Source organism: Streptomyces sp. CA-251387 (assembly GCF_050936625.1).
GTDB lineage: Bacteria > Actinomycetota > Actinomycetes > Streptomycetales > Streptomycetaceae > Streptomyces.
Genome location: NZ_JBNJMJ010000001.1, coordinates 5,147,128 through 5,168,854, shown reverse-complemented (window position 1 = coordinate 5,168,854; position 21,727 = coordinate 5,147,128). Strand labels below are relative to the sequence as shown.

At 71.5% G+C, this 21,727-nt stretch carries 14 protein-coding genes; 10 read left to right on the top strand and 4 right to left on the bottom strand.

The genetic code is table 11. The features are described 5' to 3' along the window. Window positions 1–29 precede the first annotated feature (29 nt). From ACQEV2_RS23090 to ACQEV2_RS23060, 7 genes are all read left to right on the top strand, one after another. Window positions 30–608 (top strand): cation:proton antiporter domain-containing protein, encoded by a 579-nt coding sequence (locus ACQEV2_RS23090; RefSeq protein ID WP_433044627.1) that lies wholly within the window; start codon window positions 30–32, stop codon window positions 606–608. A 278-nt stretch (window positions 609–886) separates the two neighbouring features. After that, window positions 887–2,839, top strand: coding sequence for an amino acid transporter (locus ACQEV2_RS23085; RefSeq protein WP_433044624.1), 1,953 nt, complete (start codon window positions 887–889; stop codon window positions 2,837–2,839). 210 nt (window positions 2,840–3,049) lie between these two features. Beyond that, window positions 3,050–4,252 (top strand): cytochrome P450, encoded by a 1,203-nt coding sequence (locus tag ACQEV2_RS23080; protein ID WP_433044621.1) that lies wholly within the window; start codon window positions 3,050–3,052, stop codon window positions 4,250–4,252. Continuing rightward, a complete protein-coding gene (locus ACQEV2_RS23075) occupies window positions 4,249–4,470 on the top strand; it encodes a ferredoxin (protein ID WP_433044618.1) in 222 nt (73 codons plus the stop codon). The genes ACQEV2_RS23080 and ACQEV2_RS23075 overlap by 4 nt, the downstream gene beginning before the upstream one ends. A gap of 407 nt (window positions 4,471–4,877) precedes the next feature. Continuing rightward, the gene (locus tag ACQEV2_RS23070; protein WP_433044615.1) at window positions 4,878–8,912 is read left to right on the top strand and encodes an AAA family ATPase; all 4,035 of its coding nucleotides are present in this window, start codon (window positions 4,878–4,880) and stop codon (window positions 8,910–8,912) included. 237 nt (window positions 8,913–9,149) lie between these two features. Next, a complete protein-coding gene (locus ACQEV2_RS23065) occupies window positions 9,150–9,782 on the top strand; it encodes a UTRA domain-containing protein (protein ID WP_433044612.1) in 633 nt (210 codons plus the stop codon). A gap of 8 nt (window positions 9,783–9,790) precedes the next feature. Beyond that, a complete protein-coding gene (locus ACQEV2_RS23060; RefSeq protein ID WP_433044608.1) occupies window positions 9,791–10,576 on the top strand; it encodes a glycosyltransferase family 2 protein in 786 nt (261 codons plus the stop codon). On the opposite strand, the gene ACQEV2_RS23055 is transcribed toward ACQEV2_RS23060, so the two are convergent. After that, the gene (locus ACQEV2_RS23055) at window positions 10,564–11,799 is read right to left on the bottom strand and encodes an amidohydrolase family protein (RefSeq protein ID WP_433044605.1); all 1,236 of its coding nucleotides are present in this window, start codon (window positions 11,797–11,799) and stop codon (window positions 10,564–10,566) included. The genes ACQEV2_RS23060 and ACQEV2_RS23055 overlap by 13 nt on opposite strands. 183 nt (window positions 11,800–11,982) lie before the next feature. Here ACQEV2_RS23055 and ACQEV2_RS23050 point away from each other — a divergent pair, with 183 nt between their 5' ends. From ACQEV2_RS23050 to fxsT, 3 genes are all read left to right on the top strand, one after another. Continuing rightward, window positions 11,983–12,291, top strand: coding sequence for a trypco2 family protein (locus ACQEV2_RS23050; RefSeq protein WP_433044602.1), 309 nt, complete (start codon window positions 11,983–11,985; stop codon window positions 12,289–12,291). A 76-nt stretch (window positions 12,292–12,367) separates the two neighbouring features. Then, complete coding sequence (locus tag ACQEV2_RS23045) at window positions 12,368–13,885, top strand: effector-associated domain 2-containing protein (RefSeq protein WP_433044599.1); 1,518 nt, start codon at window positions 12,368–12,370, stop codon at window positions 13,883–13,885. 279 nt (window positions 13,886–14,164) lie between these two features. After that, window positions 14,165–18,103: an FxSxx-COOH system tetratricopeptide repeat protein gene (gene fxsT / locus ACQEV2_RS23040; RefSeq protein ID WP_433044596.1), complete on the top strand. Its 3,939-nt coding sequence runs from the start codon at window positions 14,165–14,167 to the stop codon at window positions 18,101–18,103. A 231-nt stretch (window positions 18,104–18,334) separates the two neighbouring features. Here the strand turns inward: fxsT and ACQEV2_RS23035 are convergent, their stop codons facing one another. The 3 genes from ACQEV2_RS23035 to ACQEV2_RS23025 all read right to left on the bottom strand — a co-directional run bounded on the left by ACQEV2_RS23035 (window position 18,335) and on the right by ACQEV2_RS23025 (window position 21,707). Then, the gene (locus ACQEV2_RS23035; protein WP_433044593.1) at window positions 18,335–20,254 is read right to left on the bottom strand and encodes an HEXXH motif domain-containing protein; all 1,920 of its coding nucleotides are present in this window, start codon (window positions 20,252–20,254) and stop codon (window positions 18,335–18,337) included. A gap of 35 nt (window positions 20,255–20,289) precedes the next feature. Continuing rightward, window positions 20,290–20,454 carry a hypothetical protein gene (locus ACQEV2_RS23030; protein WP_433044590.1) on the bottom strand — a complete coding sequence of 55 codons (165 nt, stop codon included), beginning with the start codon at window positions 20,452–20,454 and terminating at the stop codon, window positions 20,290–20,292. Between the two features lie 182 nt (window positions 20,455–20,636). Further along, window positions 20,637–21,707, bottom strand: coding sequence for an effector-associated domain 2-containing protein (locus ACQEV2_RS23025; protein ID WP_433044587.1), 1,071 nt, complete (start codon window positions 21,705–21,707; stop codon window positions 20,637–20,639). Window positions 21,708–21,727 lie beyond the last annotated feature (20 nt).

Genomic DNA, 21,727 nt, shown 5'->3' with positions numbered 1-21,727 from the left:
ACGCCTGCTGTGGCTGGCACATCGGGCGGGTGAACTGGCGGGTGCCGCTGGTGCTGACCTGGGCGGGCACCCGCGGGGTGATGCCGCTGGCCGCCGCCCTGTCCCTCCCGGAGCTCATGAAGGACGGCACGCCGCTCGCCGACCGGCCGCTGGTCCTGGTCCTGACCACCTCGGTCGTGGTCGTCACCCTCGTCGTGCAGGGCTTCACCCTCTCGCCGCTCGTCCGCCGCTCCGGCATCGCCCTGGAGCCCGCGCACACCGCGCGCGAGGAGGCCGAGGCCCGCTCGCACCTCGCACACGCCGGCCTCGCCCGTCTCGAGGAACTCGCGGAACTGGAGGTCGTACCGGACGTCGTCCTCGACCGGATCCGCCGCGGCCTGACCGCCCGCCTCGACGACGCCCGTGACCGCCTCGCCGGGAGCAACGGCACCGACGGCACGGCCACCGAGTCCGCCGACCGGGTCTACCGCCAGCTCCGCCGTGATCTGATCGCCGTCGAGGCCACCGAACTCCAGCGCCTCTACGACACCCACGCCATCAGCGACACCACCCGCCGCAGGCTCCAGCGGTCGCTGGACCTGGAGGAGGCCCGGCTGTCGGACGTCTGACGGACCTCGGCGCCGCTCAAGTCGTACGGCATGACGCTCCGTGTCCGGCCGCGGCCGCGCAGCTCTTCCTGGCGGCCGCGGGACCGAATCGACCCCTGAACTGCGGCGACTGTTCGCCTTGTGGCGGTGCCGGCCTGCACACAGCGGGCTCTTAACGCAGTCTTGACGCGTGACCATGCTTCACGCGTGGGCCTGAGCGTCACTCCTTGCTTACGCTGGTGCCGCCGTCCGCGTGATGGCCGGAACCTTTCGCCTGTCCGCGCACCAGGAGCACGCCGATGGTCACCACAGAACGCCCAGCGCACCGTCTGCGCGCCTGGATGCTGGAGGGCCTGTCCGACATGGGCAAGGCGGGCGGTCACACCGGTCCGCACGCCGAGCCGGAGCCCCCGCACAAGGGCCAGCGGTGGTACCGGGTCATGTGCCTGACCGGTGTGGACTACTTCTCCACCCTCGGTTATCAGCCAGGCATCGCCGCGCTCGCCGCCGGGCTGCTCTCACCCATCGCCACCATCGTCCTGGTCATAGTCACCCTGGCCGGCGCCCTGCCGGTCTATCGCCGTGTGGCCGAGGAGAGCCCGCACGGCGAGGGCTCCATCGCCATGCTGGAGCGGCTGCTCTCCTTCTGGCAGGGCAAGCTGTTCGTCCTGACCTTGCTCGGCTTCGCCGCCACCGACTTCCTGATCACCATCACCCTGTCGGCCGCCGACGCCTCCACCCACCTGGTGGAGAACCCGCACCTGAACAGCGCCCTGCACGACAAGCAGATGCTGATCACCCTGATACTGGTCGCACTGCTGGGCGCGGTCTTCCTCAAGGGCTTCCTGGAGGCCATCGGCGTCGCGGTTGCCCTGGTCGGCGTCTATCTCGGGCTGAACGTCGTGGTGGTCGTCGTCGGTATGTGGCACGTCATCACCGAGGGCCATGTGATCACCGACTGGTCCAGCGCCCTGACCACCGAGCACGGCAACGTCTTCGTCATGATCGGCATGGCGCTGATCGTCTTCCCCAAGCTCGCGCTCGGCCTGTCCGGCTTCGAGACGGGCGTCGCGGTGATGCCGCACGTCAAGGGCGACGACAGCGACACGGAAGCGAGCCCCAGGGGCCGCATCCGGGACACCAAGAAGCTGCTGACCGCCGCGGCGGTCATCATGAGCGCCTTCCTGGTCACGACGAGCTTCATTACCACGCTGCTGATCCCGGAGAAGGACTTCGAGGAGGGCGGCCCGGCCAACGGCCGTGCACTCGCGTACCTGGCGCACGACTACCTCGGCAACGGCTTCGGGACGATCTACGACGTCTCGACCATCGCCATCCTGTGGTTCGCCGGCGCCTCCGCCATGGCCGGCCTGCTCAACCTGATGCCGCGCTATCTGCCGCGCTACGGCATGGCCCCGCACTGGGCCAGGGCCGTGCGCCCGATGGTCATCGTCTTCACCCTGGTGGGCTTCCTGGTCACCTGGATCTTCGACGCCGACGTCGACGCGCAGGGCGGCGCGTACGCCACCGGCGTGCTGGTCCTGATCAGCTCCGCCGCGATCGCCGTCACCATCGCCGCCCGCAAGGCCGACCAGCGGAACTGGTTCATCGCCTTCGCGGTCATCTCCGCGGTGTTCCTCTACACGACCGTCGCCAACGTCGTCGAACGCCCGGACGGTGTGAAGATCGGCGCCTGCTTCATCGCGGGCATCATCCTGATCTCGCTGCTGTCCCGGCTGGCCCGTGCCTTCGAACTGCGGGTGACCAGCGTGACGATGGACGACATGGCGGAGCGCTTCGTGCGGGACATGTCCCACCGCCGCATCCGCTTCATCGCCAACGAGCCCGACCGGCGGGACAAGGCCGAGTACCGCGACAAGATCGAGCAGATCCGCAACGACAACGACCTGACGGAGCAGGAGGACTTCGTCTTCGTCGAGGTGACGGTCACCGACCCCTCCGAGTTCGAGGCCGGCCTGACGGTCCGCGGCGAGGTCATGCACAACCGCTACCGCGTCCTGACCCTGGAGTCCTCCTCCATCCCCAACGCCCTGGCGGCCCTCCTCCTGCACGTCCGCGACACGACCGGCTGCATCCCGCACATCTACTTCGAGTGGACCGAGGGCAACCCCTTCGCCAACTTCCTGCGCTTCTTCCTCTTCGGCCAGGGCGAGGTCGCCCCGGTCACCCGCGAGGTACTCCGCGAGGCAGAACCGGACCGCGCCCGCCGCCCCCGCGTCCACACCGGCTGAGGACCGACTCCGGGGCGGCCCCGTCAGGACTCCCGTCGCGCCTCCAGCGTCATTCATTGCAACACGGCGTTGCATTCGTACGCAGTGTCATTGCATCAATTTCCGTATCCCTAGCTGGCGATATGACTTCTAGTCGATTGACTCCATTCTGAACGCAACGTAGCTTTCGATTTGCGCTAAACACGTCATATCGCGAGATGGGGAAGAGTCATGAGTGAATCCCTCCACACCGTCACGACGCTGCCGACCGCGCGTCAGCCCGGCTGCCCCTTCGACCCGCCGGCAGAGCTGCTGGACGCCCGCCGGCACGGCCCCATCAGCCGCTACACCCATCCCGGCGGCAAACCCGGCTGGCTGATCACCGGATACGACCTGGTCAGGTCGGTCCTGGCGGACCCGCGGTTCAGCTCGCGCAAGGAGCTCATGAACGTCGTCGACTTCGAGCTTCCCCCGGCGCCGCCCGGCGAGTTCCTCCTCATGGACGAGCCACAGCACGGGCGCTACCGGAAGCCGCTGGTGGGCAAGTTCACCGTGCGGCGGATGCGGCTGCTCACCCAGCGCATCGAGCAGATCACCGCCGACTGCCTGGACGCCATGGCGAAGGCCGGGCCGCCGACGGACCTGGTGACCGCGTTCGCCAAGCCCATCCCCACCATCGTGATCTGCGAGCTGCTGGGGGTGCCGTACGAGGACCGGGGCTCCTTCCAGGAGCAGATCGACACGTTCATGGGCGGGGCGACAAGCGACGAGGAGCTGATAGCCGCCTACACCGCGACCCAGGAGTACCTCGCGGAGCTGGTGGCCGCCAAGCGCGCGAACCCCACCGACGACGTGCTCAGCGAACTCACCGACAGCGATCTGACCGACGAGGAGCTGAAGGGGATCAGCCTGATCCTGCTGGCGGCCGGTTTCGACACCACGGCGAACATGCTGGCCCTCGGCACCTTCGCGCTGCTGCAGAACCCGGCGCAACTGGCCGCACTGCGCGCCGATCCCGGTCTCACCGACGGGGCCGTGGAGGAACTGCTGCGGTATCTGAGCGTCGCCAAGACGTTCATGAGGACGGCGTTGGAAGACGTCGAGCTGGGCGGCTGGACCATCGAGGCCGGCACGACGGTCGTCCTGTCGTACAACACCGCCAACCGCGACCCCGAGCGCTTCGCCGACCCCCACGTCCTGGACCTCCGCAGGCAGGACGTGAGCGGGCACCTGGCCTTCAGCCACGGCATCCACCAGTGCCTGGGACAGCAGCTGGCCCGCGTCGAGATGCGGGTCGCGTTCCGCGCGCTGATCGACCGCTTCCCCACGCTGCGTCTGGCCGTACCGGCCGAAGAGGTCGCCCTGCGCCCGGAGACCGCGGACATCTACGGGGTGAAGAGCCTCCCGGTCACCTGGGACGAGGAGCCGTCATGAGGACGACGCGCCTGAGCATCGACCGTGAGCGCTGCATCGGCGCCGGGATGTGCGCCCTGACCGCCCCCGAGGTCTTCGACCAGGATCCCGACGACGGCCGCGTACTCCTGCTGCACGCCGAACCGCCCACCGCCCATCGCACGGCCGCACAGATGGCCATCGGCGTCTGCCCCTCCGGGGCGATCACCCTCCAGGAGCCGGAACCCAGCGGCTGCTGACGCCGGGGCGCCCCCACCCGGACCGAGGCCCCTGAGAGGCGGCCGACGCCGGATACCGCGGCGCCCGGTACCGGTCCCTCCCCTCGTGGGGACCGGTACCGGACGGCGGAGCGGGGTCGATCCGGGCTGACGGGCCGTGTCGGTGGGCGGCGGGTCAGTGGGGATCGATCGAGTGTGGGGGGTGACCGAGAACATGCGGCGCCATGAGTGGTCTCCCCGGGCTCCGGGCCGGTGGCCTGCCTGGGCGACGCGCGAGGGTTGCGCACTTGCGTCATGATCCTGCCAGTCGCAGGGTGCCGGAGAGGAGGTTCCGGTCTCCGAACGGGGCCTTAACCGCAGGTCAGCCGTATAAAGTGAGTTTTCCGGTCCGGATGCCCGGGTGCGGCGGACGTAGCGGAAGTGAAGGAGTGGAGGCTTTGAGTTCCGACTCCGGGGCACGCACAGCCTTCGCGGAACGGCTGGCGCTGCTGTACAAGGAGGCCGGCAACCCTCCGCTCAAGAGCGTCTCCGAAGCGGTCGTCCGGCTGCAGCGGGTCGACGAGCGAGGGCGGCCCGTACGGGTGTCCGCCCAGCGGATCAGCGACTGGCGGCGGGCCAAGAACGTGCCGGCCCAGTTCACCGCCCTGGTGGCCGTGCTGCACGTGCTGATCCCCCAGGCGCGGCGCGCCCGTCCGACTCCCGTGTCCGCCGGGCTTTACGACCTGGGTCAGTGGCAGCGGCTGTGGGAGCGCGCGACCTCCGGAGACGGGGAAGAGGGCGAGCACGGCGCCGTCGACGTGCCGGCGGTTTCCGGTGGGGTGTGCCCGTACCGGGGGCTGGCGTCGTACCGGCAGGAGGACGCCCGGTGGTTCTTCGGCCGGGAGCGGAGTACGGACGCCCTGGTCGGGCAGCTCCGCGCCGTGGAGAAGACCGGCGGCCTGGTGATGCTCGTCGGTGCCTCCGGGGCCGGGAAGTCCTCGCTGTTGAACGCCGGCCTGGTGCCTGCCCTGCAGAACGGTGCGCTGGGCGGGGAGAGCGGCAACCGGGCCGGCACGGTGGTGCAGCTCGTACCCGGCAGTGATCCGCTCGCCGAGCTGACCCGCCGTGTTCCGGGGCTCGCGGACGTCGTTCCGGGAGAACCGGAGGAAACCGAACCGGAGGAAACCGAACCAGCGGGTCCCGAGGACAGCAGCGGGCGGCACCTCGGCACCGGCTTCCTGCAGGCCGCGCGCGACGCCGTCCACGTCTGGGCCCGGCGCGAGGCGGCGTCCTCGGGTGCTCCTCCGGTCCTGATCGTCGACCAGTTCGAAGAGACCTTCACCCTCTGCCCCGACGAATCGGCCCGCCGTACCTTCGTCCAGCTCCTGCACGCGGCCTGTACCCCTCCCGAACCCGACGGCCCCGCCCCCGTCCTCGTCGTCCTCGGCATCCGTGCCGACTTCTACGAGCAGTGCCTGGTCCATCCGGAGCTGGCCGACGCGCTGCAGCACCGGCACATGGTGCTCGGGCCGCTCACGGACTCGGAGCTGCGGGAGGCGGTGACCGGGCCGGCCAAGGCGGTGGGGCTGGAGCTGGAGCCGGGGCTGGCGGAGCTGATCGTGCGGGAGGTGAGTGCGGACGGGCCGCGCGGCACACATGCCTCGGGGGCGCTGCCGCTGCTGTCGCACGCGTTGCTCGCCACCTGGCAGCGGCGGAAGGCGGGGCGGCTCACGCTGGCCGGGTATCGCGCGGCCGGTGGGATTCAGGGAGCCGTGGCGGCCACCGCCGAGCGGGCCTGGTCCGGGCTGGACCCGGCGGCGCGTACCGCCGCGCGGCTGCTGTTGCTCAGGCTGGTCCGGCTGGGCGAGGACACGCAGGCGACCCGGCGGCGCGGGACGCGGCGGCAGCTGGCGGCGGAGTCGGCGGATCCGGGCAAGACCGAGGAGTCGCTCGAGGCGCTGGTGCGGGCCCGGCTCGTGACGCTGGACGCGGAGACCGTGGAGATCACGCATGAGGCGCTGCTCCACGCCTGGCCGCGGCTGCGGGGCTGGATCGACGAGGACCGGCAGGGCCATCTGCTGCGCCAGCGGCTGGAGGAGGACGGCCGGTCCTGGGAGGAGTCGGACCGGGACTCGTCGCTGCTGTATCGGGGCTCCCGGCTGGAGCAGGCCCACGGCTGGGCACGCTCGGCCGGTGACACGTTCTTGACCCGGAGCGCGGTGGAGTTCCTGGCCGCCTCGGTCCGGCTGCGCAGGCGCACCGTCTGGATCATGCGGAGCGCTATCGCGGCGCTGGTCGCGCTGGCGATGCTGGCCGTGGGCGCGGCGGTGGTCGCCTGGCAGCAGCGGAACGACGCCATGTTCGCGCAGGTGCTCGCCGAGGCCGACCGCTTCCAGTACACGGACCCCTCGCTGTCCGCCCAGCTCGACCTGGTGGCCCACCGGCTGCGCCCGGACGACGAGGACACCAACAGCCGGCTGATCTCGATCGTGAACGCCCCGCTGGCCACACCCCTGCGCGGCCACACCGGCGCCGTCTACCTCACCACCTTCAGCCCGGACGGACGGCTCCTGGCCACCGCCAGCTACGACCGGACCGTACGGCTGTGGGACGTGGCGGACAGAGCCCGGCCCAGGCCGCTGGGCAAGCCGCTGACCGGGCACCGGAGCTGGGTGAGCAGCGCGGTCTTCAGCCCGGACGGCAGCACCCTCGCCAGCGCCGCCGACGACGGCACGATCCGGCTGTGGGACGTACGGCAGCCGAGCCGGCCGCGTCCGCTCGGGGCGCCCCTGACCGGGCACGAGGGCACGATCTACCTGGTCGCCTTCAGCCCGGACGGCCGCACTCTCGCCTCCGTCAGCGAGGACCGCACCGTGCGGCTGTGGGACGTGGCCGATCCGACGCGGCCGAAGGCGCGCGCCACGCTGAGCGGCGCCGAGGCCGCCGTGCGGTCCGTGGCGTTCAGCCCGGACGGCCGCACACTGGCGGCGGGCGGCGACGACGAGACGATCCGGCTGTGGGACGTGGCCGAACCGGACCGTCCGAAATCGCTTTCCACGCTGACCGGGCACACCGCCCTGGTGCACTCCGTCGCCTTCAGCCCGGACGGCCGCACTCTGGCCAGCGGCGGCGCGGACGACACCGTCCGGCTCTGGGACGTCTCCGACCCGCACCACGGCACCCAGCTCGGCGCACCGCTCACCGCGCACACCGGCCCCATATGGTCGGTGGCCTTCAACCCGTCCGGCACCATGCTCGCCGCCGCCAGCGCGGACAGCACCGCGAGCCTGTGGAACGTCAGCGACCCGGCGTATCCCTCCCAGGTCGGCGAGCCGCTCGCGGGCGCCAGCGGGGAGATGTACGCGCTCGGGTTCAGCCCCGACGGCCGTACGCTCGCCACCGGCAGCGGCGACAGCAAGGTGCGGCTGTGGTCGATACCGACGTCGGACATGATCGGCGGCAACGGGGCGTTCCGCCCGGACGGCAGAGTGCTCGCCACCGCCGCGCGCGACGGACAGATCCGGCTGTGGGACGTACGGGATCCCGCCCGGCCGGTGGCGCTGAGCAAGCCGTTCCTGCCCGGCGACACCGGCCAGCGCTCCCTTGTGTTCTCGCCCGACGGCCACACGCTCGCGGTGACGACGGGCGAGCAGAGCGTGCGCCTGTGGAACGTCAGCGACCCGGCACGCCCGGTCTCCTACGGCTCCCCCATCTCCCTGCGCACCCGGTTCATGGGCCCCGACGCGCTGGCGTACAGCCCGGACGGGCGCACCCTGGCCACGGCCTACGACGACCGCACCATCCGGCTGTGGAACGTCAGCGACCCCGACCGTGTCGTGCCGCTCGGCGCACCGATCACCGGGCACACCGGCTACATCAACTCCCTCGTCTTCAGCCCGGACGGCCGCACCCTCGCCAGCGGCAGCGCGGACAGCACCATCCGGCTGTGGAAGGTGACCGACCCCCGCCGCCCCACCCCGCTCGGCACACCGCTCACCGGTCACACCGGGCCCGTCAACGCGCTCGCCTACAGCCCGGACGGCCGGACGCTGGCCAGCGGCAGCGACGACGACACCGTACGGCTGTGGGACGTCACCGACCCCCGTGAGGCGAGCCCGCAGGGCTCCCCCCTCATCGGCCACACCGAGGCGGTCGTGTCGCTGACGTTCAGCAAGGGCGGCCGCACCCTGGCCAGCGGCGGCAACGACAACACGGTCCGGGCCTGGAACGTCACCGACCCGTCCGACGCCTCGCCCATCGGCCAGGCGATGAGCCCCAACGCCAAGACGGGCAACTTCCTGTCGTTCAGCCCGACGAGCCACATGCTCGGCGTCTCCAGCGGCACCGACACCGTCCGGCTCTGGAACCTGGACGTCGACGACGCCATCCGCCGCGTCTGCTCGACGACGCAGGGCGTGCTGACGCGGGAGAAGTGGCACGAGTACTTGCCGCGGCTGTCGTACGAGCCGCCGTGCGCGCAGTAGCGCCCCGCCCTGATTTCCCTCAGTGACGGAGCCGGGACGCAAGTGACATGACAGGGGTGTGGCGGACAGCGGTTTCCGTGATCCCGATCACAACCCATCCCCGCACCCGATCAGTCGACTCCCGTGACGCAGGGAGCCTTGTTACTGTTGGGCACAGCCCGATCGCTGGTGCATCCCCCGTCGCCAGCGATCGGGCCTTCGCATGTCCGCGGCTTTGAGCAGTCGTACGCTGATCCTGTGCCCAAGGCGTACGAAGTGATCGCGGACGACTGTGACGACCGGGGACGCCCCCGCACCCCGATCCTCCGCGACAACCACCGGCACCAGTGGGAGAAGGACCGGGCGCGCTGCCCGCTCACCACCCGGGCCGCGACCGGGGCGACGGAGCACGAGACCGGGCTGCAGCCGCGGGACCTCGTCTTCCACGCGCGGTACCGCGAGGTCGCCGCGCCGCCGGAACTCGCGGACGCCTTCGGGGTGCCGGAGGGGACGACGCTCCTGGAGCGCACCTACCGCACCCGGTGCTCGGCCGAGAACGCCCCGTTCAGCCTCGTGACGTCCTACCTCGTCCGCGACATGATCGCCGCGAACCCCGAGCTGCTGGACGAGACCAACGAGCCCTGGCCGGGCGGCACACAGCACCAGCTCCACACGGTCGGCATCGAGGTGGGCCGGGTCGAGGAGCGGGTCACCGCGCGGCCGCCGAGGGCGGAGGAGGCGCGGGAGCTGGACCTGCCGCCGGGGACGTCGGTGCTCCTGCTGCGCAAGACGTCGTACGACATCGCCGACCGCGTCGTGGACGTCTCCCTGGCCACGCTGCCCGGCGACCGTACCGAACTGCTCTTCACGACCCCCCTGGAAAGGTGGTGAGTCCCGCCGTGACCCGGCGCGTCATCATCGTCACCGCTGTCCACGGCCCTTCGGCGGCGTTCCTGCCGGAGGCCTACAAGTCGCTGGACCAGCAGGAGCTGCCGGCGGGCTGGGAGTGGCACTGGGTGATCCAGGAGGACGGCAGGACCGAGGAGGTCCTCCCTTACGTCCCCGACGACGCGCGCGTGACGTTCCGTCAGGGCCGGCCCGGCGGCCCCGGCGTGGCGCGCACCATCGCGCTGGCGCACGCCGAGGGCGCGTACGTGAAGATCCTGGACGCCGACGACCAGCTCACGCCGGGGGCGTTGGCCCGTGACCTGGCCGCCCTCGAAGCCGACCCCGCCATCGGCTGGACCACCTCACGGGTCCTGGACCTGCTGCCGGACGGCTCGACGGCCGGTTTCCCCGGCGACCCCGACGACGGGCCGATCGAGCGGGGCGCCGTCCTCGACTTCTGGAAGGCGAACGACTTCCGCGCCCAGGTCCACCCGGCGACCCTCTGCGTACGCCGCGAACTGCTCCTCGGCCTCGGCGGCTGGATGGCCCTCCCCGCATCGGAGGACACGGGCCTGCTGCTCGCCCTCAACTCGGTGAGCCGGGGCTGGTTCTCCGGGGAGGTGGGGCTCCTGTACCGGAAGTGGGAGGGGCAGGCGACGGGTCAGGCCTCGCATGTCGACCCGGCCGAGCGAGAGGCACGGATGGCGGTGGTCGAGGCCAGGGCGCGGGCGCTGGCGGCCTTCGGGTGGCGGTATCCCTGCGCTCCTGGCTCAACCCTCCTGGCTCAGCCCTCCTGATCAAAGGGCAGTTCGAGCATCCGGATCGCGTTGCCGCGCAGCAGCTTGTAGGCCACGTCCTCGGGCAGCCCGCCCACATGCTCCTCGGCCACCCGCTTCGTCTCCGGCCAGGTCGAGTCGACGTGCGGATAGTCCGTCTCGAAGGTCGCGTTGTCGACGCCGACCGTCTCGATGGCCTCGATGCCGTGCTTGTCGCGGAAGAAGCAGCAGAAGATCTGGCGGTAGTAGTACGTCGACGGCGGCTCCGGGATCAGGTCCTTCACGCCGCCCCAGGCCCGGTGCTCCTCCCAGACGTCGTCCGCGCGTTCGAGGGCGTACGGGATCCAGCCCATCTGGCCCTCGCTGTACGCCAGCTTCAGCCGCGGGAACTTCACCAGGACGCCGGAGAAGAGGAAGTCCATCATCGACGCCATGGCGTTGTTGAAGCTCAGCGAGGCCTGCACGGCGGGCGGGGCGTCGGGGGACGCGGCCGGCATCTGGGAGGAGGACCCGATGTGCATGTTGACCACGGTCCCGGTGTCCTCGCAGGCCGCGAAGAACGGGTCCCAGTAGCCGGAGTGGATCGACGGCAGCCCCAGATACGTGGGGATCTCGCTGAACGTGACCGCCCGCACCCCGCGTGCCGCGTTGCGCCGGATCTCCGCGACCGCGAGGTCGATGTCCCACAGCGGGATGAGGCACAGCGGGATCAGCCGGCCGCCGCTGTCGCCGCACCACTCCTCGACCATCCAGTCGTTGTAGGCGCGTACGCAGGCCAGCCCGACCTCCTTGTCCTTGGCCTCGGCGAAGGTCTGGCCGCAGAAGCGGGGGAAGGTGGGGAAGCAGAGCGAGGCCTCGACGTGGTTGATGTCCATGTCCGCCAGCCGGGCCTTGGGGTCCCAGCAGCCGCGCCGCATCTGCTCGCGGGTGATGCCGTCGAGGGTCATCTCGTCCCGGGAGAAGCCGACGGCCGCGATGATGCGCTTGTACGGGAAGAGGTCGCCCTCGTACTCCCACCAGTCGGTGAGCTGGCCCTCCGGGTCCGTGGTGAAGCGGTACTTGCCCCCGACGTACTCGAGTTCGCCGATCCCGGCGGTGAGGGGCTTCGGGCCCCGGTCCCGGTACTTGGCCGGGAGCCAGGTCTCGAAGAGGTGCGCGGGCTCGATCACGTGATCGTCCACGCTGATGACCTTGGGCAGGTCCTTGGTGCTGCGGTCGGCGGTGCTGCGGTCGGCGGTCGCCACGTCTTGCCCCCTCGTCCCTGCCGGCGGACCGTCACCCACAATCTGACGGTCCATCAGATTTAGGGTTCAGGTTAGGGGGACTCCCCGGGGACGGCAAGGGCACATCCGGTCGGCGGGTCGGGCCCGGACAGGAGTCGGCGCAGGGGGCTGCCGGGCCGCGCCCACCCCGCTAACATCCCGGGAGTGATCGAACTCGCAGAAATGATCCGGGAGTTGCGCCATGAGCTGAACGCGGCGCTGGCGGACGGTTCGGCCGCGCCCGTGCGGTTCGAGCTCGAAGCGGTGGAGATCGAGGCGACGGTCATGGTGGGACGCAAGGCCGGAGCGGGCGGGAAGGTGCGGTTCTGGGTCGTCGAGGCAGGCGGCGACGCGCAGGTGGAGTCGTCACGGACCCACCGGATCAGCCTCACCCTGCACCCCAGGCTGGTCGCACCGGACGGAACACGGCGCACTCTGCTGATCTCCGGGGACGAGGCCGACGCGGAACGCTGACCCTGACCGCTTCCGCCCCCTGACGTCGCTGCACGGGGAGCCGTACGCTGGGTCGACGACTGTCAGTAGGAACTCGATGACGACTGGTGGCGATCGGGAGGTCACGGGGGTGGAAGGGCGCAGCCCTGCACGGGTTCGCAACGAGCTGATGGCCGAGGTCGTCGACGTCCTCCAGGAATCGGCCACCATGCGGCAGCCGGCCAGTGCCGACTTATTGGTGACCATGCTGAGCCAGGAACTGGGCTCAGCGGTGGAACCCCTGCGGAACGAGACACTGCGTCCGTGGCTGCTGCACCTCGTCGAGCGGTGCACACAGCTTCCCGACGGACTGCCGTGCCTGGTGCGCTGCCTCGGCTACGTCGAGCAGCAGTCCGTCGCCGTGACGACGCTGCGGCCCCTGGTCGACGAGTGGGAGGCCGTGGACTTCTTCGACGGCGCCGACCTGCATCCGCTCAGGCCCATCCTGCGCGAGCTGCGGTCCGCCTCCGCCCTCGCGGCCATGGCGCGCCGCGCCAGCCGTTCCCGCACCCAGGAGCTGCCCCCGTGGTGCGACACGGGCTGGACAGTGTTCCTGCGGCTGGCCGGCGACAACTCCGGGGCGAAGGACCTGCCCGTGAGCATGGCATTCCTGTGCCTGGCCGCCGACCACCTCATGGAGGACGGGCAGGCCAGCGCGGCCGAGGAGCTGCGCCGCTGGATCCGCCGACAGGCGCGCGCCTGGGAGCTGGAGGAGAAGCTGGCCCAGTGGCAGCGCAGCGGTGCCGCCCAGCCGCCCCCGTCGCTGGTACCGGCGTACCTGATGATCCAGTTCGAACCCGACGGGGTGGATCCCGACCGGTACTACCTCTCCCACTGGCGGCAGTCGGACGCGGAAGGCTGGCATCCCGTCCCGGGCGAGACGCTGCACCTGCATCGCGACGAGCTTCCCTCGGAGGTCGAGCTCCTCATCGAGCAGACCGAGGAACGCTGGTCGGACCTGCGCCAGCCCGTGGTGCTCGAATTCATCCTCCCGTGGGAACTCCTCGGGGAACCGGTCGAGTGGTGGCACAAGGAGTCGAATTCCGGCTCACCGACGCCGCTCGTGATGGACTACGCGGTCCTCGTGCGCAGCTTCGAGCGGCTGCGCAAGGCCGCCTGGCACCGCCCATGGCACAACAAGTGGCGCCAGTTCAAGGAGCGGCCGGCCGACACCCACTCGCACTGGAACCGTCCGGGCCGTTCCCACTTCCATCTGGAGAGGGAGTTGAAGGAGGACGAGTACGCGGTCTGCCTGGTCCTCAGCGAGCCGCCGGGCACCGACTCCCTGGCCGGCCGTCAGGAGTACCTCGCGGGCCTGCGCTCGGGCGTACCGGCCATGATCTGGCATCGCGGCGACTGCTCCGATCCCGCCTTCAAGGAGGCGGTGGCCGACATCGTGCAGGACCGGGGACTGGCCGGCCTGGTGGAGCGGACCGGAAAATGGCGCAAGGAGGCTCTGGCCATGGGTCCGGAGGGCTGGGACAACCACGTGGGACGCCATCTTGCGATCCTGCTCGACGATCCGGAACGCAGACCCGGCCCTCCGGGTCCCGCCCATTCGCCGGTGAAGCCGTGAACCGGGGCGGGGCACGGGTGGCGCGGGTCCGCGGTCCGTCCGCTCGCGGCGAGAGGGGCTGCCCCGACATGCAGCAGTGTGCATCCGCCGGTACCGGTCGGTTTCGGACCGGCATCCCTGCCCCTACCATGCTCATGCATCCCCCCTTGGTGTGCTCCCGTACGCACTTGCTTCGGGAGTGCACGCGCTGCAAGGCTTTGCCCGTGGATGTCACGCATGCCCGGGGTCTGCGCGACTCCTCAGCACTCTCACCGTCACTTCGACGCCTTGAGAGCACACATGCACGATGACGACGGACGGCGACCGGCACGCGCTGCGCGAGCACGTCGTGAGGCCGCTCAGATCCTGAACCGCCTCGGGCAGCCGGACGGGCCGGAGCCCGCGGAGGCGGTTCTCGTCATCGACACCCACCCGACGATGCGAGTGTGGGACCGCACGGTCGACGACCTGGTCGACGAGCTGCGGCGGGCCGGGCGGTTCGCCCGGGTGCGGGTGGTGCGCCTGCTCGGGACCGACGAGACCGACCCGGCGCGGGTGAGCGCCGAGGAGCCGCTGGCCCCGGCCCCCGCGGACGTACGCCGGCTGGTGCTGGTACTGACCGACGCCCTGGCGGCCGGCTGGCGGCTCGGCGCCGTACAGCCGCTGCTGCAGGCGGCGGGGCGGACGACCCCCGTCGCCGTGGTGCACCTGCTCCCCCAGCGGCTGTGGTTCCGCACCGGGCTGGACGTGTACCGCGTGCGCGTCCGCGCCCCCCACGCCTGGGCGGCCAACCGGGAGTGGGACTGGGTGGAGCGCGAGGTCCCCGCCGGATTACGGGACGCCGAGGAGTCCGAACCCGAGGCCGGCACCGTGATCGTGCCGGTGCTCGCCCTGGCCCACCGTTCGGCGGAGTCCCTGGCCCGGCTGCTGTCCGCACCGGGGCCCGACTGGCGGGATCTGCCCGCCATCCAGGCCCGGGAGTGGAAGCGCAGGCCCGACGCGGCCCGTGCCCTCCCGTGGGCGGAGGACGTGCCCGACCCGCACAGCACCGTGCCCGCCGCGGAACGGGTCTCCGACTTCCGGGCCGCCGCCAGCCCCACGGCGTTCATGCTCGCGACCCGGCTGGCCGCAGCGCCGCTGAGCCTGCCCGTCATCCGCACCATCATGGAGACCGCGCCGAACGCGGGCCCGGTCCATGTCTCCGAACTGCTGCTGAGCGGCCTCGTCCGGCCCACCCGGACGGAGGACGAGGGCCCGGCGGACGTGGCGTTCACCTTCGCCCCGAACACGCGCGAGGAACTGCTCGCGCTGGGGCGCCGCAGCGCGACCGCCCGCGTCCTGCACGACGTGCGCGCGTTATTCGCCGAGCACCCCGCGACCCGCTCCCTGCTGCCCGACCCCGCCGAGCCGCTCGACACCCTGGCGATGCCGCGCGTGAACCTCCGCAACATCGCGTTCCTCCGGGTGGAGCTGACCGCCTTGCGGGCCCTGTCGGGGCGGTACGGCCAGCGTGCCGCCATGTTGGCCAGGGTGCTGAGCTGGCACGATCGGCGATACGCCGTCAGCCTGGAGAAACCGCCCCGTACTTCGACGGGACCCGTACCGTCCGGTTCGGCCACGGCGGCGGTCGAACCCGGTCCCCAGTCCCGGCCCGCTTCCGAAGGAGCCCCTCAGATGTCGACAACACCCCAGCGGACCGTGGAGGAGGACCGCGCGACACGGCCGCGTGTCTGGGGGAACCTGCCGCCACGGAACCCGAACTTCACGGGTCGTACCGCCCTGCTGGAGCTGCTCGACGAGCGCCTGCAGGAGGGCACGACCACGGTGCTGCCGGAAGCGATCCACGGGATGGGCGGCGTCGGCAAGACACAGCTGGCGATCGAGTACGCCTACCGCCATCAGGCGGAGTACGACATCGTGTGGTGGATCCCCGCGGAGCGGCCGGGGCAGATCGGCCAGGCGCTGGTCGAACTGGCCCAGCGGCTGGGTCTGGTGACCACGACCGAGGCCAACATCGCCGGTCCCGCCGTCCGGGAGGCGCTGCGCGAGGGCCGGCCGTACTCCCGCTGGCTGCTCATCTTCGACAACGCCGACAACCCCGAGCAGGTCCGCCACTACTTCCCCCAGGGCGGCAACGGAACCATCCTCGTCACCTCCCGCAACCGGCGGTGGGGCCAGGTGGGCGGGTCCCTGGAAGTGGACGTGTTCACCCGGGAGGAGAGCAAGGAGCTGCTGCGCCGCTCCGGGCCGCCGCTGCACGACGACGAGGCGGACGCACTGGCCGAGGCGCTGGGCGATCTGCCGCTGGCCCTGGAGCAGGCCGCCGCCTGGCGCGCCGAGACGGGCATGCCCGCCTCCGAGTATCTGCGGCTGTTCGAGAACAAGCGCATGGAGCTGCTGGAAGTGGCGCCGCCGCCGGACTACCAACTGCCCGTCGCCGCCGCCTGGAACGTCTCCCTCGACCACCTGGAGACCCGCAGCCCGGCCGCGCTGCGCCTGTTGCAGCTGTGCTCCTACTTCGCTCCCGACCCGATCTCACGCTCGATCTTCTCGGGCCTCGGCAACAGCAGCATCTTCCCGGAGCTGGACGCGGCGTTGAACGACCCGATGCGGCTCGCCCGGGCGATAAGGGAGGTGAACCGCTATTCCCTCGCCCGCATCGACCACCGTACGAACTCCATCGAGATGCACCGTCTGGTGCAGCTCGTCCTGAACAACCGCATGACGTCCGAGGAGCAGTCCCGCATGCGCCATGGCGCCCACACCCTGATGGCCGCCGCAGACCCCAAGTCCCCCAACGACCCGGCGAGTTGGCCCCGCTACGCGGAGCTCTACAGCCATGTCATCGCCGCGGAGGCGATCAAGTCCGACCAGCCGTGGGTGCGCCAGCTGGTGCGGAACATCGCCGAGTACCTCTACTACTGGGGCGACCACGAGGTGTCGCTCGACTTCTCCGAGCAGGCCTGGGAGTCCTGGCTCACCATCTTCGGCGAGGAGGACCAGCAGACGCTGCTGATGGGGCAGTGGCTGTGCTTCATGTACTGGGTGGTGGGCCGGTTCGACGACGCCGGCCGGCTGGTCACCCACCTCCGGGAGGTCTACGAGCGGACCGCCCCCGCCGACGCCGAGGACACCCGGGAGGACGCACTCGACGCCCTCCAGCTCGAAGCCGCCGTACGCCGGGTCGAGGGCAGGTTCACCACCGGCGCCGAGCTGGACAAGATCGCGTACGAACGGGCCCGCAGGGCCTTCGGCGAGGACGATCCGACCACGCTCAACATCACGCACAACCTCAGCGTGAGTCTGCGTCTGGTCGGTGACTTCCGCCAGGCGCTCGAACTCGACCGGCGCACCCTCGACCTCAAACTGCGGCTGTACGGCCGGGACGACCGGCGGACCCTGCTCACCGAGCGCAACGTCGCCACCGACGTACGCGAGACGGGGGACTACGTCGGTGCCCGCGCCCTGCACGAGACCGTGCTGGGGGCCTACCGGGACGTGTTCGGCCAGGAGAACCCCGCCACGATCGAGGCGATGCGCCAGCTCAGCGAGTCCTGCCGCAAGGAAGGCGACCATGCGCGCTCGCTGGAGCTGGCCACCGAGGCGCACGCGATGTTCATCCGCCGCTACGGCGAGACCCACCCCCAGTCGCTGGCCTCCGCGCTGACCCTGTCGGTGGCGCTGCGCCAGAACGGCGACCTGCAGGCGGCCAGGACCCGGGGCGTCAAGGCCAGCGAGGGATACCGGCAGATCTACGACCCGCACCACCCGCACGTGCTCTCCGCCGACGTCGACCTCGCCGTCACCCTGCGCCTGCTCGGGCGGCCCGAGGAGGCACGCCGCCTGGACGAGACGGCCCTCGCCTCGCTCACCGACCGGCTCGGCGCGGATCACCCGCTCGCCCTCATCTGCGCCATCAACCTGGCCAGCGACCTGGCCGCGCTCGGCCTCCAGGAGGACGCGCGCCGCCGGGGCGAGGACTCTCTGGCCCTGTGCCGGGTCACCTTCGGGGACGACCACCCCACCACGCTGGCGTGCGCGGGCAACCTGGCCATGGACCTCATCGCCGTCGGCGCGGAGGCCCAGGGCAACGCGCTGCGGGAGGACACCATGGAGCGCATCGAACGCGTACTCGACGCCCCGCGGCTGCGCGCGGAACACGGGAGCCCGCACCCGGCGACGGTGCAGTTCAGGGAACGCGAGCGGGCCAACTGCGACATCGATCCGCTGCCGCTGTAAGAGGCGTGAACAAACTCCCGTCGTCCACTCGAAGGGCGGACGGGGGTTTGTTCACCGGCTCTGAAGGGGCGGGCCGGGGCCCCGCCCCGCAGGGTGAGCTCCGGGGATGCGGTGTGCGCGGCCGCGTCCTGAGACAGGTGGCAGCGCGCGGACGTTAGCCAGTAGGCGACGACCACAACACGGCGCGGGGCGCCGGAAAGGTTCGCGGCCGTGTGTGCCGTGCCACTCCGGTCAGGTCGGGTGGTGGGCCAGCCAGGTCGCCAGGGTGACAGGGTCCGCGCCCTGTCCCGTCGCCGTTTCCAAGGCGTCCTGCACGGCTCGGGCACGCTCGGGGAAGCCGAGCAGCAGGCGGGACGCGGCCGCGTGGGCCGGGTCGCCGGCCAGGGCCCGCCCGAGGCCGACCCAGGCGGCCACCGGTGCCCCCTTGCCGGTCAGCCGGGCGGCGAAGGCGGCCCGCGCTCCGGCAAGGTCACCGCAGGCCAGCAGGACGTCGGCCGCTTCGGCGCCGTCCACGCCCCCGGCGTCCGCGCCGTACCGGGCGGCGGTGTGCCGCCAGGGTCCCTCGGGCTCGCTGAGCCGGTGCCGGGCGAGGACGGCCGCGCTGTCCAGGAACCGGACCTCGGTGTCCGGGGCCAGTACGGTCTCTTCGGCGAGGGCGGCCGGCGGTCGGGCCTCGCCGCGCTGCCAGGCCTGAACGGCGTCCTCGACGGCCGCGGCGGGCGGTCGCAGGTGGTGGGCCCGCCAGCGGGCCAGGTGGTCCTGGGCGACGTCCTCGGCGAGCCGCAGCTCGGCCGCGGGCACCTCGTCGGTCATCCACGACGCGCAGCGCTCGCTCAGACGCTCCAGGACAAGGCGACCCACCGGTGTCAGCCGCTGGTGCCCGCGGACCTCCTTCAGCGTGGACCACACCTGGGTGCGCCACAGGGCGAACTCGAAATGGGCCAGCGGGGCGTACGCCGCGTCGGCGGTGTGCCGGTGGGTGCGCCAGAACCGGGTGACTCCGAAGAAGGCGTAGATGCCCTGCAGCAAGCCGCCCAGCGGACGGGGGTCGTCGCGCCAGGGGGCGTAGAACAGCTCTTCCGGCTGATCGTCCGCCGTCGGCGCGAGCAGTGGGCCCAGGTGCATCAGACCGCCCAGCTTGGTGTGCTGGAACTCGTGCACCAACGTGGCGGCGAGCTGCGCGAGGTCGTCCGGACGGGACGCCGTGACCGCGCCGAACGCGTCTCCGGCCGTGCTGCTGTGCGGCCGAAACCTTTCTCTTGCCGGGGTGGGAGCAACCGACATCAGCCCTGGGCGCATCCCCCGGGCGCTCTCCGGCTCGTCACGCCTCAGCACCTCCCACGCTCCCGCGAGCAGCGACTCCCAGCGCTCCGCCTCCGCCGTGGACAGCGGACGGGGCTCGCTCGGGCGGGGGAACGTCCGATAGGGGTCCAGTTCCTCCAGCACGAGCGACTTCGCATGGTCCCCGCAGCCGAGTTCCACCCGGCGGACCGGTAACCAGCCCGGCCCGCGCCGGTCCCAGCCCGGCGCGACCTCGACCTCATCGTGCCCGGCCGTAATCCGCAGCCGGCCCCCGCGTCCCACGACCCGGGCCGTGCTCCACTGCTCCTTCTCCGGCAGCTTCTTCTCCGGGTGCTTCTTCTCCGGGTGCTCCTTCTCCGGCTGCTCCCTCTCCGGCAGCACGGCGCATCCCAGGGTCGGCAGCGGCACCAGCCCCCGGCGCACCGGAACGGTGATCGAGAAGTCCAGTCCGGCCCGCGCTCCGGCAGCGGCGGCGAGCGCCGCCAGGTGCCCCACGATCACCCACAGCGGCGCGTCCTCGTAGACCTGGCCCCTGAGCCGGCGCACCGCGAGGGACACCCACATGCCGGTGCCCGGGGACATCAGGACCTGTTCGAAGGCGTCGGGCGCGTGCCGCTGGACACGCGCCAGCAGGGCCCATGCCTCCGCGTACGGCACCGGGAGGTCCTCGTGCGGCGGCAGTCCGCCGTCCAGCGCCCGCAGCAGCAGAAGACGGCGGCTGCGCTCGGCGCCCAGCAGTTCCTCCACCACCGCGTCGTCGCCGTCGCCGCGTGCGAGCGCGGCAAGGCCCTCTGCCGAGAGCCGGTGGAACGGCAGCCGGTCCCCCGTCGTCGTGGCGTCAACGGCCACGGGTCCCCCACGTCACCCCGGTCGCCTCGGCAGCCTCAGTCGAAGCGGGACGGGTTGAACGACACCGTGATGGACTGTGGGCCGTCGATGTGGTGCAGCAGCTGTTCCAGCGACTCCGTGAAGACGGTGCCGTCCATGGAGCGCAGCGCTTCAAGAGAGACCCCCGAGAGATCGACGAGACCGGACTCGACGGCAGGCATCGTTTGCTCCACGGCTGCCAAGTCCCCTCCCGTACCTACCAGTCAGCGCTGTCGGTGCCTCAACCATGATGACCCAGCAGGGCACATGTCGAAACCCCGTATCCCGGCCGCGCCACTACATCAAGTCAGCCAATGGCCCACGCCGTCGGGTCCGTCGAGTGCCTGCCGCGAGCACGCCGGCGTCACCCGTTGCGCCGCGCGAGTCCGGCCGCCGCACGGTCCACGCGTTCCACTTCCGGCGACGGCCCCTCCAGCAGACGCACGGCCTCCAGGAGCTGGTCGAGCGTGCCCGGGTAGCGCAGGCAGGTGCGCACGATGCCGTACACGTCCATCCGCGGCCTGGGGTCCCGAGGGCTGTGGGCGGCGATCCGGGCGTCGATGCTCTCCAGGAGGAGGATCGTCCCGCTTCCGCCGCGCAGCATCGGAAGCGCCGTCAGGGCGTCGACGAGCTCCGTGAGTTCACGCAGCGGCAGATCCGTGGGCAGCGCGGCCAGGGCGGGGACCGGGTGGGCGTCGGGAGCGCCGTCGGTGAGGGCGAGCGCGCTCCGCGGGGGCAGTCCGCCGTAGCGCTGGAGCAACTCCAGCTCGGCGGGAGCCAGCGCGTCGTACCAGCGTTCCACTCGCCCGGCCGCGAGCCTGCCCAGGCCGTCCGAGCGGTGATGGGCGCTCACCACACCGATCACACAGCCGCCGCACCACACCACGGCACCCGACATGCCCTCCCAGGGCGAGCGTTCCGGTTCGACATCGGCGGGCGGGGTGACGACGGCCAGCTCCAGCGTGCCCGCACGGCGGTTGGAGAGGACGGAGACCGTGCCCGAGACATGGCACGAGTCCCGGTACTGGCTGGGGGATCCGTCGTCGAGGCGGTGCGCGGTGTCCTCGCGGAGCTTGAAGCGGGGGAAGCCCATCGCGCTGAACGGCAGGGTCACATCGGTCTCGGGCACCGCCGCGTAGCGGGGCGGGTCGGCCGGGGGCAGGTGTCTCGGGAGGCCGGTGAGCTCCAGCAGTGCGACGTCGGCGGACTCGGCCGACAACACGACACGGGCGTCCGCGCTCCACTCTCCCGGCCGGTCCGCGTCGAAGCGCACCCGGACCGATGCCACCGGGCCCGCCACGACATGAGCGGCCGTCAGCACGCACGCCTCGCCCACCCGGTATCCCGAACCGCGTCGACCGGGCAGTCCGCCCGGCCGCCGCACCAGTATCTCGGCGACCCGCGCCGCTTCCAGTCCCTGGACCTGCTCCCCCACAGCGGCCCCCTACCCCTCGG